The sequence below is a fragment of the Mesorhizobium sp. GW821-FHT04C10 genome (assembly GCF_059420305.1).
On the sequence record NZ_JBWKTL010000001.1, the window covers coordinates 5,485,259 to 5,500,895 of the forward strand.

Genomic DNA, 15,637 nt, shown 5'->3' on the forward strand with positions numbered 1-15,637 from the left:
TAGACAGGAGGTAAGCTGTTTTCAACCGAGTACTGATTGACCCTAAGTCAATCCTCCCAACCGAAGAAGCAACGGCTAAATTAGAGCGGCTTTTTCAATTGTACGCACTCTCTGGTTGTACCCAGAGTTTTCGCTTTCTGCATGCGAATTTTGGCATGCTGTTATCATGGTTCAGAACCTCATTTCCAAGGCCCGAAAGCGCGCTTTCCGAACAGACAATTCGGGAACTTCAGCGGTTGAATTCGCTTTGCTGTCGCCGCTCTTTATCCTCATAATACTCGGAATGGTTGCGTACGGCATCTATTTTGGCGCCGCCAACTCGATCCAGCAGATCGCGGCCGACGCCGCCAGGACGGCCATTGCAGGATTGAACCAGACCGAGCGGCAAACACTGGTGGCCTCCTTCCTCACCAACAATGCCGGCGGCTACCCCTTCGTGGACGTCAGCAAACTGACCTACCAGGCCAATGACAGCGTAGCCGATGGAAGCCAGTTCGTGGTGTCTATCTCCTACGATGCGCGCAACCTGCCGATCTGGAATCTCTTCCCGGGCATAGCCATGCCGGGGACCACCATCAAGCGCCAGTCAACGATCAGGGTCGGGGGTATCTGAATGCCGCAGCGTCGGGGCAAGGGCATCGGCCGGCTTGTACGGTCGATGCTGGGAGACAGAAATGCGAACTTTGCCGTCATGACGGCACTGAGCGCTCCGGTCGCGCTGGCGCTGGCCGCGGTGGCCATCGATGAAGCCTCCATCTATACCGAGCGCCGCGAAGCCCAGGCGATGGTCGATCTGGCGGCGATCACCGCCGCCTCGAACATCAACAATGTCAACACGGCGGTCGTGACCACGCTCACCGACAACGGCATGCCGGGTGTCGTCGTTCAGGCCTCGGGCCAGACCATTCCCCCGGCCGTCGGAAAGACGGTGGTGACGGTCACAAAGGGCCGATATGCCTCGTCGACTGCCAATGTCACCCAGCGCTTCCAGGCGGGCGTGACACCTTACAATGCAGTGCGTGTCACGCTGGCGAAAATCCCCGCCCGCTATTTCGCGAGCTCGCTCATCCCCACTCCGGTCATCGGCACCCAAGCCACGGCCAGCATGACGCCGCAGGCCGCATTCTCGGTCGGATCGAGGCTACTCAGCGTCAACGGCGGCATCCTCAACGCGCTTCTAAGCGGGCTTCTCGGCGGCAATATCTCGCTCAGCGTCATGGACTATAACGGGCTGATATCGGCCGACGTCAGCGTGCTCTCCTTTGTCAGTGCCCTGGCCACACAACTGAACATCACCGCCGGCACCTATTCAAACGTGCTGGCCTCGAAGGCGACTGTCGGCCAGATCGCCACAGCCATGGCCAACGTTCCTGGTCTCGGCAATACGGCCAAGGTCGCCCTGCAGACCGTCGCCACCAAGTCGACTAGCACGGTCAAGATCCCGCTCAGCAGTCTTATCGACCTTGGTTCCGTCGGCAGCCTGGGCCTCGGACAACAGCCGTCCGGCCTTGGGGTCGACGCAAGCGCCATGGGGATGCTGACCGCCGCCGCCGTGCTCGCAAACGGCACCAACCAGGCGGCGGTCGATCTCGGCGCCACCATCCCCGGGCTGCTCTCCACCAAGCTCAACATCGCCATTGGCGAGCCGGCGCAATCCTCGCCCTGGCTGGCGGTCGATGGCATCGGCACCGTCGTGCGGACCGCCCAGACGCGCATCAAGCTGACGGCCTCGGTCGGCATCGGCACACCCGGCCTCAGCGGCGGCATCAGCCTGCTGGCCGTCAATCTGCCGCTCAATGTGGAAGTCGCCTACGCCGAAGCCAAGCTGACCGACATAACCTGTCCGACAGGGCCTTCCAGCATCAGCGTTTCCATCGCCGCACATCCCGGTATTGCCCAGTTGAACCTGGCCAACAGCAACAACGCCTCCGGTTTCGCCGATTTCAGCCAGCCGCAGACCTTCACCGACGCCGAGATCGCCGATGTGAGCCTGAGGATCCTGCTGATCAACATCCCGCTGATCCAGGTGATGGGTTCGGCCGCGACCGCGATCACCAACAACAGCCCGCAGACCCTGACCTTCAACGCGACCGACATCGCCAACAAGACGATCAAGACCGTTTCGACGCGCAACATCTCGCAGTCGCTCACCACGTCGCTGGTCAACAATTTGTCGCTTTCGGTCAATGCGCTCGGTCTCGGCATCGATCTGACGGCCCTGCTCGGAACGGTCAAACCAGCAGTTGTGGCCCTGCTCAACACCGTGACGGCGCCCGTCGACGACTTGCTCTACAATGTGCTGTCGGCCCTGGGGGTCGGTGTCGGCCAGGCCGACGTGCGTGTCACCGGGGCGACGTGCGGACGCGCCGTGCTCGTTCAATAAGCTTTGTGGCCAGGCGGTCGCCTGGCCCGGACGCGGTCGAACCGCCAGTCAGTCGAGCCGACCAAGGAAGCAACCGAGAGCCGGCAGCGAGAGCGCTTCTTCCCCGACAGCTGCTTCGCCATCCAAGATAGCCGCGATTGTTCCGATGTCCCCTGGCAATTGCCAATTCGCTGGCTCCGCGGCGAAATTGAAGACACAGAGCAGCCTCTGTGCGCCACCTTCGCGGATGAAGGCGAGCACGTCACCCTCGGCGTCGAGAAAGCGGATCGAACCGCTGACCAGTGCTGGATGACGCCTGCGCAAGGCAAGCGTCGAACGGTAGGCGGACAGTACAGATTGGTCGTTGCTGTTCTGCACATCGGCGGCGCGGGCGCGATGGCTGGCCGGGACCGGCAGCCAGGGCCTGGCGGTGGAGAAACCCGCATTGTCGGCGCCGGCCTCCCAGACCATCGGCGTGCGGCAACCATCCCTGCCCTTCACGCCGGGCCAGAAGCGGATGCCAACGGGATCGCGCAGATCCTCGTAGGCCAACTCCGCCTCTTCCAGGCCGAGTTCCTCGCCCTGATAGAGGCAGATCGAGCCGCGCAGGCATGCGAGCAGCATGATCGAAAATCTGGCCACCGTGTCAGGATCGCCGTCCGGCCTTGTCCAGCGGCTGACATGGCGCACCACGTCATGATTGGAGAACGCCCAGCAGACCCAGCCGTCGACGACCGCATGTTCGAAAGCCTCGACGCAGCCGCGCACATGCGCCGCCGAAAATTGCGAACCGAGCAGGTCGAAGGTGTAGCACATCTGCAGCTTGTCGCCGCCGGAAGTGTAGGCGGCCAGCGTCTGCAGCGAGCGGCCCTCGTCGCCGATTTCACCCACCGCGGCACGGCCTTCATACTCGTCCAGCAATGCCCGAAAACGTTTGAGGAAAGCCAGGTTTTCCGGCTGCGTCTTGTCGAACAGATGCTCCTGGTAAAGGTAGGTGTTGGTTTCGCCATTGGTGCCGGCGACACTCGACGCCAAGGGCGGATTGCTGCGTAGCCAGCGGTCGTGGACATAGTAATTGACGGTGTCGAGCCGGAAACCGTCGACGCCGCGCTCCAGCCAGAACCGAACCGTGTCCAGCAGTGCATCCTGGACCTCGCGATTGTGGAAATTCAGGTCGGGCTGCGAGGCGAGGAAATTGTGCATGTAATACTGCCGGCGGGTCGAATCCCACTCCCAGGCAGGGCCACCGAAGACGGACAGCCAGTTGTTGGGCGCGTTGCCGTCGGGCTTCGCATCGGCCCAGACATACCAGTCGGCCTTGGGGTTGTCGCGGCTGGCGCGGCTTTCGATGAACCATTCATGCTTGTCGGATGAGTGCGACAGCACCTGGTCGATGACGACTTTCAGGCCCAGCCGGTGCGCTTCGGCGACCAGGGTGTCGAAATCCTCCAGCGAACCGAACATCGGATCAACGTCGCTATAGTCCGACACGTCGTAGCCCATGTCGGCCATCGGCGACTTGAAGAAGGGCGACAGCCAAACGGCATCGACGCCAAGCGAGGCGATGTGGGCGAGCCTTGCCGTGATACCCCTGAGATCCCCGCTGCCATCGCCGGTCGTGTCCTGGAAGGAACGCGGATAGACTTGGTAGATGACGCAGCCACGCCACCACTCGTTGGCATCTTCATCGGCCATCACGACCCCTTCCCGGCGCCGCCCTTTTGAGTCAGGCGCTCGATCATGAAATTGACGCTGCGGCCCGGCATTGGCCGCGCAAGGTCGACCGCCTGCGTTTCGATCGCCGGCTGCCATCGGAACCCTTCCCTTTCGGGCAAGGTGAAGACGCATTGGCGGCGATCGCCATTGATGATGACGGCAAGGCGGCCGCCGCCTGCATCGCCCAATAGCATGACAAGGCGATGTCGGCCGGGATCGTTCCAGTCCGCCTCGGCCAGCGGCATGCCGGTCTCAGTCAACCAGACGACGTCGGGGATGCCTGAGGCCTCGGCCGATTGTCCCATCAGGAAATGCGTATCCGACAATGCCGGGACGGCGCGGCGGAGTGTGGCCAGCGCCGATGCGTAACGCTCCAGCACCTGGTCGCGGCCCGTCCAATCCAGCCAGGTGACGGCGTTGTCCTGCGCGTAGGCGTTGTTGTTGCCCTTCTGGGTACGACCAAATTCGTCGCCTGCGGTCAGCATGATGGTGCCCCGCGAGGCAAATAGTGTGGCAAGCAGCGCGCACCGGTCTTCGAAGCGCGCTTTGCCGATCGCCGCGTTGTCCGTCTCGCCCTCGGCGCCGTTGTTCCAGGACAAATTGTCGTTGTGGCCATCACGGTTCTGCTCGCCATTGGCCGCGTTATGCTTACGCTCATAGGCGACGATATCGGCCAGCGTCATGCCATCATGCGCGGCGATGAAATTGACCGTTCGGCTGGCTGGTTGGCCTGCCTTGCCAAAAACATCGGATGAGCCGGCAAGCCGGGTCGCCAACGCTCCAACCGCGCCGACATCGCCACGCCAGAAGCGTCTGGCGTCGTCGCGATAGCGATCGTTCCATTCGAGGAAGCGCGCGGGGAAATTGCCGAGCTGATAGCCGTCCGGGCCTATATCCCAGGGTTCGGCGACCAGCACGCGATCGGCAAGGACCGGATCGCTGGCGATAGCCTCGAGCAAGGGCGCGGCGGGATCGAACACGCCATCGACGCGGCCCAGCACCGGTGCCAGATCGAAGCGAAAGCCGTCGACGCCGGCATGGCGGACAAAATGGCGAAGCGTGTCGAGCACCATGTCGCGCACCACCGGATGGTCGCACGCGACGGTGTTGCCAGTGCCGGTGTCATTGACCAGCCTGCCATCCGGCTGGTGCCGGTAGTAGGCTTGATTGTCGAGGCCGCGCAACGACAGCGTCGGCCCCAGCCTGTCGCTTTCGCCTGTGTGGTTGAAGACGAGATCGAGGATGGTGCCGATGCCGGCCTGGCGCAGCCTCGCGACGGTTTCGCGCAATTCGGCCAGACCGCCGGGCGCCAGCCGTGGATCGAGCGCCATGAAGGTGACGGGGTTATAGCCCCAGGCGTTGCTCAGGCCCAGCGGTGGCAGATGCCGCTCGTCGATCGACGCCGTCACCGGCATCAGTTCGACCGCGGACACACCGAGGCGCTTCAGATGCGCGATGATAGCGGGGTGGGCGAGCGCTGCCAGGGTACCGCGCTGTTCTTCCGGCACATCCGGGTGGAGCTTCGTGAAGGAGCGGACGTTCAGTTCGTAGATCAGGCCGCCCGGACGAAACAGCGGCGGCAGCACGGGCACTGCCTTGGGCAAGGTCCTTGCCACGGTCTTGGGCATCAACGGCGCGGTGTCCGCCCCCTCGTTACGCCGCGCGGCGAGCCGCCAGTGATAAGCATAAGGCCGGTCGATTTCCACGGCGTAGGGATCGGTCAGCAGCTTGTCGGGATCGAACCACAGCCCAAGCTCGGGCGCATAATCGCCGTCGGCACGGAAACCATATAGCGTGCCCGCGGCAAGGCCGGAAACGAAGAGCGCATGCACCCCCTCGCCTTCCGGCCTCAGTTCCAGCCGGTCGAGCTCGCGGCCTCCTTGCTGATCGAAGATCGAGACCCAAAGGCGACGGGCCGACGCGGACCATGCGGCAAAGCGGATGCCTTCGGGGGTGATTGTGGCACCGAGTTGGGTCATGCGAGCGCCTCCCCTTCTCCCCTTGTGGGAGAAGGTGGATCGGCGCGCAGCGCCGAGACGGATGAGGGGTGTGTGACGGGACGAGGCGTTGGCAATCTCGATCGAAGAACGCGCCAAGCTGGAGCACCCCTCATCCGACCTCGCTTCGCGAGGCCACCTTCTCCCACAAGGGGAGAAGGGAAAGCCCTCAACGCCACCCTCAAGTAATCACGCTCGGCTTGTTGCGGCCGGTGTGGCTCCTGATCCCGGCAATGTCGTCGGCGGCGGCGATGAGGTCGGCGAGTGCGACCTGGGTGTCGAGATCGTGCCGCGCCTTGTCCGGCTCGTAGCGCTCGATATAGACGCGCAAGGTGGCACCTGAAGTACCCGTGCCGGAGAGCCGGAAGACGACGCGAGAACCGCCTTCGAAGAGCACCCTGATGCCCTGGTGCTCGCTGGTCGAGCCGTCGACCGGGTCATGATAGGCGAAGTCGTCGGCCTTGGTGATCTTCAGGCCGCGCACGCTGGTGCCGGGCAGCGAGCCGAGCTTGGCGCGCAGTTCGTCGACCAGCGCATTGGCGCGGTCGCTCTCGACCTCCTCATAGTCGTGGCGCGAATAGTAGTTGCGCCCGTAGGCCGCCCAGTGCTCGGTGACGACCTGCTTGCAGCTTTCGCCGCGCGCGGCGAGGATGTTGAGCCACAACAGCACCGCCCAAAGGCCGTCCTTCTCGCGGACATGGTTGGAGCCGGTGCCCGCACTTTCCTCGCCACAGATCGTCGCCATGCCGGCATCGAGAAGATTGCCGAAGAACTTCCAGCCGGTCGGGGTCTCATAAATGCCGATGCCGAGTTTTTCGGCGACCCGGTCGGCCGCGCCACTGGTCGGCATCGAGCGGGCGATGCCCTTCAGCCCGTCCTTGTAGCCGGGCGCCAGGCGGGCATTGGCGGCAAGCATGGCCACCGAATCCGACGGGGTGACGAAAATGCCCCTGCCGATGATCAGATTGCGGTCGCCGTCGCCGTCGGAAGCGGCACCAAAATCCGGCGCGTCCGGACCCATCATCTCATCATAGAGGTGCTTGGCGTGGACCAGGTTCGGATCGGGATGATGGCCGCCGAAATCGGGCAGCGGCTTGAAGTTGCGGCAGGTGCCGTTGGGCGCGCCAAGCCGGTTTTCAAGGATCTCCTTGGCATAGGGGCCGGTCACCGCGTGCATGGCGTCGAAGCGCATGCGGAAGCCTGACTTGAACAGTTTGCGCAGCGCGTCGAAATCGAACAGGCTTTCCATCAGTTCGGCATAGTCGGCGACCGGATCGATGATCTCGACCGTCATGCCGGCGGCCTTGACCGTGCCGATCGTGTCGATGTCGATCGGATCGATGTCCGATGTCTTGAAGCTTGAGATCGCCTTGGTTTTCTCGAAGATCGCGTCGGTCAGCTTTTCCGGCGCCGGGCCACCATTGCCGGCATTGTACTTGATGCCGAAATCCTCGTGCGGGCCGCCGGGATTGTGGCTGGCCGACAGGATGATGCCGCCGAAGGTCTTGTATTTGCGGATGACATGCGAGGCGGCGGGCGTCGACAGGATGCCGCCCTGCCCGACCATCACCTTGCCGAAGCCGTTGGCGGCGGCCATGGCGATCGCCTTCTGGATGACCTCGCGGTTGTAGAAGCGGCCGTCGCCACCGATCACCAGGGTCTTGCCCTTGAACCCGTCGAGCGCGTCGAAGATCGACTGGATGAAGTTCTCGGCATAATGCTCCTGCTGGAACACAGGCACCTTCTTGCGCAGGCCCGACGTGCCCGGCTTCTGGTCGGAGTAGGGTTTGGTGGGGACGGTGCGTATCATGCTTCAGGCGACCCTTTTCGAAAGCAGCAGGCGATAGAGTTCAACGTATTTTTCGGCGCTTCGATCCCACGACACATCGGTCTTCATGCCCTGACGCTGGATGGTTTCGAAGACCGCGGGGTTGGCGTAGGCTTCGGCCAGGCGGCTTATGGCGTGCAGCATCGCGCCGCCATTGTTGGGTGCGAACTGGAACCCTGTCGCCACGCCGGCCGCCATCGCCGCTTCGTTGGCGTCGATGATAGTGTCGGCGAGGCCGCCGGTGCGGGCAACCACCGGTACACAGCCGTAGCGCAGGCCGTAGAGCTGCGTCAGACCGCAGGGTTCGAAGCGTGATGGGATGACGATGGCGTCGCAGCCGCCCTGCATGGTGTGCGACAGCCCCTCATCATAGCCGACGACCACGCCGATGCGGCCACGGTGGCGTGCGGCGGCGGCAAGCAATGCGCCTTCCAGGCCGGCGTCGCCCGAGCCCAGTATGGCCAAGCGTACACCGGTCGCGACGACACCGTCGATCACCGTCGCCAATATGTCCATGCCCTTCTGCCAGGTCAGCCGGCTGATGACGCAGACGATGGGGCTATCGTCGCGGTCGAGGCCGAAGCGATCCTCCACGGCGGCCCTGTTCGGTGCCCGCGCCTTGAGCGTGGCGGCCGTATAGTTCGATACCAGATGCTTGTCTGTTTCCGGATCCCAGATGGCTGTGTCGATGCCATTGACGATGCCGTAGAGATCGCTGGAGCGCATGTTGATCAGTCCGCCGAGACCCATGCCGAACTCCGGCGAGCGGATCTCCTGCGCGTAGGTCGGGCTGACGGTGGTGATCGCCCAGGCGGCCTGCAGGCCGGCCTTGAGGAAGCCGACGCCGCCATAATATTCGACGCCGTCAAGCGCCATCGCCGCCGCGGGCAGACCGAGCTCGCCGAAGATGCCGGCGCCAAACTGGCCCTGGAAGGCGAGATTGTGGACGGTCATCATCGAAGGCGTGCCGACCGCCTTGCCGTAGCGCATATAGGCCAGCGTCATCGCCGACTGCCAGTCATGGGCATGGACGATGTCTGGCAGGTAGCCCGAGATGGCGCCGCCGGCGATATCGGCACCGGCCTGGCTCAGCGCCGCGAAGCGCCGCCAATTGTCCGGCCAATCCGCTCCCGAAGCATTGCCATAGGGACCACCGGGCCGGTCGAACAGATGCGGCGCGTCGAGCACGAAAAGATCGAGCCCGGCAAGCTCGACAGAGTGGATGGAGGCCTTGCCGCCTTGCAGCAACGGATACTGGTAGACGGCCTTCCTTTTCTTGAAGCCTTCCATCACCACGGGAAAGCCTGGAATGAGTGTGCGCATGGCCACGCCCTTGGCTGCCAGCGCGACGGGCAGCGCACCGGTCACATCGGCCAGTCCGCCGGTCTTGATCAGCGGGAAGATCTCGGGCGTGACCGACAGAACCTGCATGCGTCTATCCGATCCTGTTCTGAGCAATTCCGGTGGGAAAACCGTTCTCACACTTTTCCTGGAATTGCTCTAGAGCCCGAGTTTGTTGATCATGTCCTGTGTGACCAGGCAGATGCCCTTTTCCGAAACGCGGAAGCGCTTGGCGTCGAGCACGGGATCCTCGCCGATCACCAACCCTTCCGGTATCCTTACACCGTGATCGATGACGACGCGTTTCAACTTTGCGTTCCGTCCGACATGTACGTCGGGCAGCATGACGACCTCTTCCAGCGTCGAATAGGAATTGATGCGCGCGCCGGTAAAGATCAGGCTCTTCTTCAGCGTCGCGCCGGAGACGATGCAATCGCCCGAGACCAGGGAAGAAACGGCCGAGCCGCGCCGGCCATCCTCGTCATGGACGAATTTTGCCGGCGGCTTCAACTCGGCATAGGTCCAGATCGGCCAGTCGCGATCGTAGAGGTCGAGCTCCGGCGTCACGTCGGTCAAGTCGATATTGGCTTCCCAATAGGCGTCGACGGTTCCGACATCGCGCCAGTAGGCTTCGTTTTCCGCGGTCGAGCGTACGCAGGACTTGGTGAAGCGGTGCGCGATCGCCTTACCATGCTGGACGATATAGGGGATGATGTCCTTGCCGAAATCGCGGCTGGAGCCGGGCTCGGCGGCGTCGCGGCGCAGTTGCTCCATCAGGAACTTGGTCTTGAAGACGTAGATGCCCATCGAGGCCAGAGCGAATTCCGGGTTGCCCGGAATGCCTGGCGGATCGGCCGGCTTTTCGACGAAGGCGATGATGTTGTCCTTGGCATCGACATGCATGACGCCGAAGCCTGTCGCTTCCATGCGCGGCACTTCGAGGCAGCCGACCGTGACGTCGGCATTGGCGTCGACATGCTGGCGCAGCATCATCTCGTAGTCCATCTTGTAGATATGGTCGCCGGCAAGGATGACCATGTATTCCGGGCCATAGGCCTCGATGATGTCGATGTTCTGGTAGACGGCGTCCGCCGTGCCCTCATACCACTGCGTTTCCGACACACGCTGGCTGGCGGGAAGGATGTCGAAGCTTTCGTTTCGTTCCGGCCTCAGGAAGTTCCAGCCGCGCTGCAGGTGGCGGATCAGCGAATGCGCCTTGTACTGGGTGGCGACACCAAGGCGGCGAATGCCCGAGTTGAGCGCATTGGAGAGCGCGAAGTCGATGATGCGCGTCTTGCCGCCGAAATAGACCGCCGGCTTGGCGCGACGGTCGGTCAGTTCCTTGAGGCGGCTGCCACGGCCGCCGGCCAGTACGTAGGCCATGGCATCGCGCGCCAGCGGCTGGGTCCGTTTCAAGTCTGCCATTTCTACCCTCCCAAGTTATTCAAGTCTCGCCGTTTCGCCGCGACAGGCTCAGTCGACAACGAGTTCGAGCATGATCGTCGACAGCGGCGGCAGAAGCATCGTTGCCGAGATGCTCTTGCCTTCCGCCCTTGCCTCGACCATGCCGCCATTGCCCATGCCGGAGCCGCCATATTCGGATGCGTCGGTGTTGATGATCTCGCGCCACTTGCCGGCCTTCGGCAACGGCACGCGATAATTGTCGCGCGGCACCGGCGTGAAGTTGGAGATGACGGCCACCGGGCTGCCGCCAGGCGCGTTGCGCACCCAGGCGAAAACCGAATTCTGGCTGTCGTCGACGATCAGCCAGGAAAATCCTTCCGGTTCGCAGTCGCGGCCATGCAGCGCCGGGCGCGACCTGTAGAGATAGTTGAGATCGCGCACCGTCTGCCAGACGCCGCGATGTGGGCGGAAATCGAGCAGGTTCCAGTCGAGCGCGCGTGCCTCGCTCCATTCGCGGCGCTGCGCGAACTCCTGTCCCATGAACAACAGCTTCTTGCCGGGATAGCCCCACATGAAGCCGTAATAGGCACGCAAGGTCGCGAATTTCTGCCAGTCGTCGCCAGCCATCTTGCCCAGCAGCGTGCCTTTGCCGTGCACGACCTCGTCATGCGAGAGCGGCAGCACGAAATTCTCCGAGAAGGCGTAGGTCAAGCCGAAGGTCAGGTCGTTGTGGTGGTGCTTGCGGAAGATCGGCTCCTTGGAAAAATACTCCAGCGTGTCGTGCATGAAGCCCATGTTCCACTTGAAGCCGAAACCCAGCCCGCCCTCATGCACCGGCGCGGAGACCTTCGGCCATGAGGTGGATTCCTCGGCGATGGTCATGACGCCCGGATGATGGCCGTAGACCTCCTTGTTCATCTTCTGCAGGAAGGAGACCGCTTCGAGGTTCTCGCGGCCGCCCTTCTCGTTGGGGATCCATTCGCCGGCCTTGCGCGAATAGTCGAGGTAGAGCATCGAGGCGACCGCATCGACGCGCAAACCGTCGACATGGTATTTCTCGGCCCAGAACAGCGCGTTGTTGACCAGGAAAGACACCACCTCGCGGCGACCGAAATTGTAGATCGCGGTGTTCCAGTCGGGATGAAAACCCTTGCGCGGGTCGGCATGTTCGTAGAGCGCGGTGCCGTCGAAATGGGCCAGGCCATGCGCGTCGACGGGAAAATGCGCCGGCACCCAGTCGAGGATGACGCCAACGCCGGCGCGGTGCGCCCCATCGACGAAACGGGCAAAACCGTCCGGATCACCGAAGCGGGCCGACGGCGCATAGAGGCCGGTCGTCTGATAGCCCCAGGACGGGTCATAGGGATGTTCGGAGATCGGCATGAACTCGATGTGGGTGAAACCGGTCTCGACCACGTAGGGGATCAGCCGATCGGCCAGTTCGTCCCATGACAGGAACGTGCCGTCGTCGCCAAGCTGCCAGGACCCGGCGTGGACTTCGTAGATCGAAATGGCTTCGCGCCGGTGATCGGCATTGCGCCAGAAATTGCGGTGGGCCTCGTCGCCCCACTCATGCCCCGGCGGCACCGCAACGACCGAAGCCGTGGCCGGACGCAGTTCGGATTTGAACGCGAACGGGTCGGCCTTCAGGGGCAGTCTGACGCCATCGGGGCCGATGATCTCGTATTTGTAGGGCCGGCCGGCACCGATGTCGGGCACGAACAATTCCCAGATGCCGGTATCGCGGCGATCACGCATCGTGTGACGGCGGCCATCCCAGTCGTTGAAATCGCCGACCACCGAGACGCGCCGCGCATTGGGAGCCCAGACGGCGAAATGCACGCCGGTGGCACCCTCGTGCTCGATGACATGCGCGCCAAGCTTGTCGAACAGCCTGAGGTGCGAACCCTCGGCGATATAGTAGTCGTCCATCGGCCCGAGCACCGGGCCGAACGAATAGGGATCGGTCAGCCACCAGTCGCCGCCGGCATTGCGCGCGTGGTAGCGCAGCGGTTGCCGCTTCCTGATCGACAGCTTGCCTTCGAAGAAGCCGGCATCATCACGCCTGGACAACTCACCGGCCTCGATGCCCGTCAGCGTATAGGCTGCGACGGTTTCGGCATGCGGAACGAAGCAGCGGGCAAACAAGCTCTTGCCGATCTCGTGGACGCCAAGGACTGCAAACGGATCCCCGTGCGTGCCGGCGACAATCGCCGCAACATCGCTGGCTGGCGCCAGTCCGTCCGGCCCGCTTGTCGCAGCGGTCGCGCGCGGCTTCCTCATCAGGCAGTGTCCCTCCCAGGGCACCAGGTGTTTGTTTCTGGTGATGTGAGTTGACATTCAACCCGCATCACCGGGACCACTTTGTTCGTGGCCTCATGCAATCACATCAGACAGGCACGTTCCAGATTTCTTTCGCGTATTGGCGGATCGTGCGATCGGAGGAAAACCAGCCGACGCGCGCGACATTGCGGATCGCCCGGGCATACCAATCCGGGCTGTTGCGCCAGACGGCGTCGACCTCGCGCTGGGCGGCGGTGTAGGCATCGAAATCGGCGGCGACCATGAACCAGTCGCTGTCGTAGAGGCCGTTGATGAGATCGCGGTAACGGTCCGGGTCGTCCGGCGAGAAGACACCCGAGGATACGGCCGCGACCGCCTGCGCCAGTTCGGAGGACCCCTCGATCACGGCGCGCGGGTTGTAGCCATTGTTGCGCCGCTCGGCGACCTCGGCCGTTGTCAGGCCGAAGATGAAGATGTTGTCGTCGCCGACGCATTCCTTGATCTCGACATTGGCCCCGTCGAGCGTGCCGATGGTCAACGCGCCGTTGAGCGCGAACTTCATGTTGCCGGTGCCCGACGCCTCCATGCCGGCGGTCGATATCTGCTCGGACAGGTCGGCGGCCGGCATCATGATTTCGGCCAGGCTGACATTGTAATTCGGCACGAACACCACCTTCAGCAAACCGCGAACGGCCGGGTCGCGGTTGATGACCCTGGCGACGTCATTGGCGAGTTTGATGATCAGCTTGGCGTTGTGGTAGCTGGGCGCCGCCTTGCCTCCGAAAAACTTCACGCGGGGCATCCAGTCACGCTCGGGATGCGAACGGATCTGGTCGTAAAGCGCAACCGCCTCGAGGATGTTGAGAAGCTGGCGCTTGTATTCGTGGATGCGCTTGACCTGGATGTCGAACAGCGCCGACGGATCGACCTTGATGCCGAGCCGGTCGGCGACGAGATTGGCCAGCCGCACCTTGTTCTGTCGCTTGACGCCCGCGAACTTCTCCCGGAACGCGCTGTCATCGGCAAAGCCGTCGAGCCCTTTGATGCCCTCGATGTCGTCCAGAAACCGGTCGCCGATCGCCTCGCGGGCGAGCGAGGTCAGTCCCGGGTTGCACTGGATCAGCCAGCGCCGCGGCGTGATGCCGTTGGTCTTGTTGTTGATGCGGTCGGGATAGAGCTTGTGCAGGTCGGCGAACACCGTTTCCTTCATCAGCTCGGTGTGCAGCGCCGAGACGCCATTGATGGAGTGCGAGCCGACAAAGGCCAGATTGCCCATGCGAACGCGGCGGTCGCCGTTTTCCTGGATCAGCGAGATGCGGCTGATCTGCTCGCCCGAGAACTGGTTGGTGGCGCGGGCCTCCAGAAGCACCTGCGCGTTGATGGCGTAGACGATCTGCATATGGCGCGGCAAAAGCCGTTCGAACAGCGGCACCGGCCAGCTTTCCAGCGCCTCGGGAAGGAGCGTGTGGTTGGTGTAGCCGAAGGTGCGCTTGGTGATATCCCAGGCGAGGTCGAAGTCCATGCCGTGGACATCCATCAGGAGCCGCATCAGCTCCGGCACCGCGATCGCCGGATGGGTGTCGTTCAAGTGGATCGCGGCCTTGTCGGGCAGCGATTTCAGGTCGCCATACTGGCTCAGATGCCGCTGCGCGATGTCCTGCAGCGAGGCGGTGGAGAAGAAATATTCCTGCCGCAGCCTGAGCTCCTGCCCGGCGACGTGGGAATCGGCGGGATAGAGCACGCGCGACAACGCGTCGGCCTTGTTGCTCTCGGCCAGCGCGCCGATGTGGTCGCCCGCATTGAACTTGTCGAGCAGGATCGGATCGACCGGCATGCCCGACCACAGCCGCAGCGTGTTGACGCGGTTTGCCCGCCAGCCGACGACGGGCGTGTCGTAGGCAACGGCCAGGACATGCTCGGTCGGCTTCCAGACATGGCGCTCGAGCCGGCCATCCTTTGACGTGATTGACTCCACCGAGCCGCCGAAGCCGACCTCGAAGGAGCGTTCGCGCCGTTCGAATTCCCATGGGTTGCCGTGATCGAGCCAGGTTTCGGGCAGTTCGACCTGCCAGCCGTCATGGATTTCCTGGCGGAACATGCCGTTGGCGTAGCGGATGCCGTAGCCATGCGCGGGAATGTCGACGGTGGCCATGCTTTCCATGAAGCAGGCGGCGAGCCGGCCAAGGCCGCCATTGCCTAGCGCCGCATCGGGCTCGAGCGCCGCGATGAGATCGAGGTCGACGCCGAGAGACGACAGCGCCTCGCGCATATTGTCCATCAGGCCGAGATTGGAGAAGGCGTCGCGCATCAGGCGGCCGATGAGGAATTCCAGCGACAGGTAATAGACGCGCTTTTCCTGTTGGTCGTAGGCCTCTTTGGTTGCCTGCATCCAGTGATCGACGATGCGATCGCGCACGACCTTGATCGAGGCGGTCAGCCAATCATATTGCGTCGCGACGGTGGTGTCCTTGCCGACCCTGTATTTGAGGGCCATCAAGACTTCCCTTGCGAGCGTCTTCGGATCTGGATTTTCGAGCAGTGGCGGAAGGGTTTCGGATGTCATCGCGCGCGTCATGCTACCTCTCGTGCGGTTGCAACGATCATACCGGCTTTCACCATTCATCCCAGCCCATGTTACCGCATTGCAGCATATATTCAATCGATTTAGATGAAGGTCCGCCAACTTACCCTGCGGCAATTTGGCGG

Annotated in this window: 9 protein-coding genes; 2 read left to right on the forward strand and 7 right to left on the reverse strand. The window is 63.0% G+C overall.

All coding sequences use genetic code 11. The annotated features are described in order from the left end of the window. Positions 1-166 precede the first annotated feature (166 nt). A complete protein-coding gene (locus AC07UC_RS26780) occupies positions 167-613 on the forward strand; it encodes a TadE/TadG family type IV pilus assembly protein (RefSeq protein ID WP_140769729.1) in 447 nt (148 codons plus the stop codon). Next, positions 614-2,383 (forward strand): Tad domain-containing protein, encoded by a 1,770-nt coding sequence (locus AC07UC_RS26785; RefSeq protein ID WP_140768738.1) that lies wholly within the window; start codon positions 614-616, stop codon positions 2,381-2,383. A 48-nt stretch (positions 2,384-2,431) separates the two neighbouring features. On the opposite strand, the gene bglA is transcribed toward AC07UC_RS26785, so the two are convergent. The 7 genes from bglA to AC07UC_RS26820 form a co-directional block, all read right to left on the reverse strand. Then, positions 2,432-4,057: a beta-galactosidase BglA gene (gene bglA / locus AC07UC_RS26790; protein ID WP_494907944.1), complete on the reverse strand. Its 1,626-nt coding sequence runs from the start codon at positions 4,055-4,057 to the stop codon at positions 2,432-2,434. Continuing rightward, positions 4,057-6,057 carry a glycogen debranching protein GlgX gene (glgX, locus tag AC07UC_RS26795; RefSeq protein ID WP_494907945.1) on the reverse strand — a complete coding sequence of 667 codons (2,001 nt, stop codon included), beginning with the start codon at positions 6,055-6,057 and terminating at the stop codon, positions 4,057-4,059. Before glgX ends, bglA begins: the two co-directional genes overlap by 1 nt. A 199-nt stretch (positions 6,058-6,256) precedes the next feature. Further along, entirely contained in the window at positions 6,257-7,885 is a 1,629-nt protein-coding gene (locus tag AC07UC_RS26800) for an alpha-D-glucose phosphate-specific phosphoglucomutase (protein WP_494907946.1), read from the reverse strand. A 3-nt stretch (positions 7,886-7,888) separates the two neighbouring features. After that, positions 7,889-9,334 carry a glycogen synthase GlgA gene (gene glgA / locus AC07UC_RS26805; protein WP_494907947.1) on the reverse strand — a complete coding sequence of 482 codons (1,446 nt, stop codon included), beginning with the start codon at positions 9,332-9,334 and terminating at the stop codon, positions 7,889-7,891. 69 nt (positions 9,335-9,403) lie between these two features. Then, entirely contained in the window at positions 9,404-10,669 is a 1,266-nt protein-coding gene (glgC, locus tag AC07UC_RS26810) for a glucose-1-phosphate adenylyltransferase (RefSeq protein WP_140768746.1), read from the reverse strand. 48 nt (positions 10,670-10,717) lie between these two features. Then, positions 10,718-12,931, reverse strand: a complete 2,214-nt coding sequence (glgB, locus tag AC07UC_RS26815; RefSeq protein WP_494907948.1) for a 1,4-alpha-glucan branching protein GlgB — start codon at positions 12,929-12,931, stop codon at positions 10,718-10,720. Positions 12,932-13,037: 106 nt separating this feature from the next. After that, positions 13,038-15,506: a glycogen/starch/alpha-glucan phosphorylase gene (locus AC07UC_RS26820; protein WP_140768750.1), complete on the reverse strand. Its 2,469-nt coding sequence runs from the start codon at positions 15,504-15,506 to the stop codon at positions 13,038-13,040. Positions 15,507-15,637: the final 131 nt, after the last annotated feature.